Source organism: Mycobacterium sp., from assembly GCF_050701675.1.
Classification (GTDB): Bacteria; Actinomycetota; Actinomycetes; order Mycobacteriales; family Mycobacteriaceae; genus Mycobacterium.
This window is the reverse complement of record NZ_JBOGDD010001120.1, coordinates 1-1,745: the sequence shown is the minus strand read 5'-3', so window position 1 is coordinate 1,745 and position 1,745 is coordinate 1. Positions and strand designations below refer to the sequence as shown.

Here is a 1,745-nt window from a genome sequence, read left to right as displayed (position 1 = left end):
GGTTTGCACCGGGCAGGTTGTGACGTTACGGAAAGTCGATGTCTTCCTTGACGATCCGGCCGACGAGGGCCACCAGGTCGTGGGCTCGCAGACCCGGCCAGCCGTGCAGCAAATTGCGCCACTGCGCAGGCACGGCGGACGCGCCGTACACCGCGCCGAGCAGACCACCCGCGATGGCGGCCACGGTGTCAGTGTCGTCGCCCGCCCGCACGGCGGCGTCCAGCCCGCGGGTCAGGTGTTCGGTGGGATGCCCCGCCCCGGTGTTCGTCAGCGCGATCGCCGACCAGGCGGCCTGCAGTGCGGCGACCACCCAGCCGTTGTTGGCGATGTCGCTCGGGCGCGAGGACTCTGCCACGTCGAGCCGGTCCGACCACGTCGCGCGACTGCCCGCGTCGAGGCGATGCAGTCCGACGCGCACGTCCAGCTCGCCGGTGAGCACCGCGTGGCGAATGGCGCAGCACCACAGCACGCATGCGTCACACGCGTCCGGGTCGTAATGCGTCAGCGCGCTGATCTGACGGGCGGCGGTGACGAGAGCGTCCTCGTCGTCGAGGTAGGCCAGCGCGACGGGGGCGGTCCGCATCAGCGCACCGTTGCCTGCGGTGCGGCCCGTGCGCTCGTGCAGTTGGAAGGCGGCGTATCTGGCGGGGGAGGCCCAACCTTCCTGGTTCCCAACGTAGTCGAGCACGCGGCGGGTCTGGATGCCGACGTCCCTGGCCGTGCGGGACCACCCGTACCAGCGCTCGACGACGTCGTCCTGTGCATCGACGTCGCGCAGATCGGCGCCGGTGGCAGCCACTTCGGCGATCGCGATGGCCATCGACGTGTCGTCGGTCCACTCGCCAGGCGCCCAGCCGAGGCCGCCGCCGCCGACCATGGCGACGTCCTTCTCCGGCCCCCTGGCGGGCTGGAACTCGTACGGCGCGCCGAGTGCGTCGCCGGCGGCGGTGGCGAGCAGTACGCCGCAGGCCCGATCGATCTGTGCTGTAGTCAATGTCGTCATCTCGTACCCGCCTCGAAAGATTTAGCGCAATAATGAGCTAAATGAAATGTACAACAGAAGGCTGACAAATTCCCACGCATCCGGCTAGGCCGCTCACCGACTACCCACGGCCCTCCGTCGCCGTGGACACCGCGCTGGTCACCCTCGGCACGGCGGGATCGGATCTGCTGGTCCTGCAGGTACGCCGCAACGATGACAGCGGGTGGGCCCTGCCAGGAACCTTCCTGCATCCCGGCGAGCGACTGGCCGACGCCGTCGACCGGTCGCTGCGGGAGAAGTCGGGCGTGCACGGGCTGCGGCCGCGTCAACTGCACGTCTTCGACGACCCCGATCGCGACGACCGCGGCTGGGTCCTGTCGGTGGCCCACCTCGCGGTCGTGGGCGCAGACCGGCTCGCGTCCCGATTCCCGGATCGCACCAGGCTGATGCCGACGTCGCGGCCAGGCCGGCTGCCGCACGACCACGCGGGCATCATCGCCAGGGCGGTCGACGACATGCGGCCCCGCTATGCCGCCACTCCCGATCCGGACGGGCTGCTCGGGCCCGAGTTCACTCTGCGCGATCTGCGCATGGCTCACGAAGCCGTTGCGGGTGAGCCACTGCAGCGCGACAGGTTCCGCCGGGTCATGGAACCCCAACTGGAGCCGACGGGAGAGGTCGTCACCGGCACCCGCGGCCGCCCGGCCGAGGTGTTCCGGCGCAGACGCTAGCCGCCCGCCGAACGTGGATTACCCCCACGCTC

Annotated in this window: 2 protein-coding genes; one reads left to right on the top strand and one right to left on the bottom strand. The window is 70.3% G+C overall.

What is annotated here, in order from left to right; genetic code table 11:
* Positions 1-25 precede the first annotated feature (25 nt).
* Positions 26-1,003: an ADP-ribosylglycohydrolase family protein gene (locus tag ACRDUX_RS34720; protein WP_526421037.1), complete on the bottom strand. Its 978-nt coding sequence runs from the start codon at positions 1,001-1,003 to the stop codon at positions 26-28.
* A gap of 122 nt (positions 1,004-1,125) precedes the next feature.
* Between ACRDUX_RS34720 and ACRDUX_RS34715 the strand changes: the two genes are divergently transcribed.
* Positions 1,126-1,713, top strand: coding sequence for an NrtR DNA-binding winged helix domain-containing protein (locus ACRDUX_RS34715; protein WP_526421035.1), 588 nt, complete (start codon positions 1,126-1,128; stop codon positions 1,711-1,713).
* Positions 1,714-1,745: the final 32 nt, after the last annotated feature.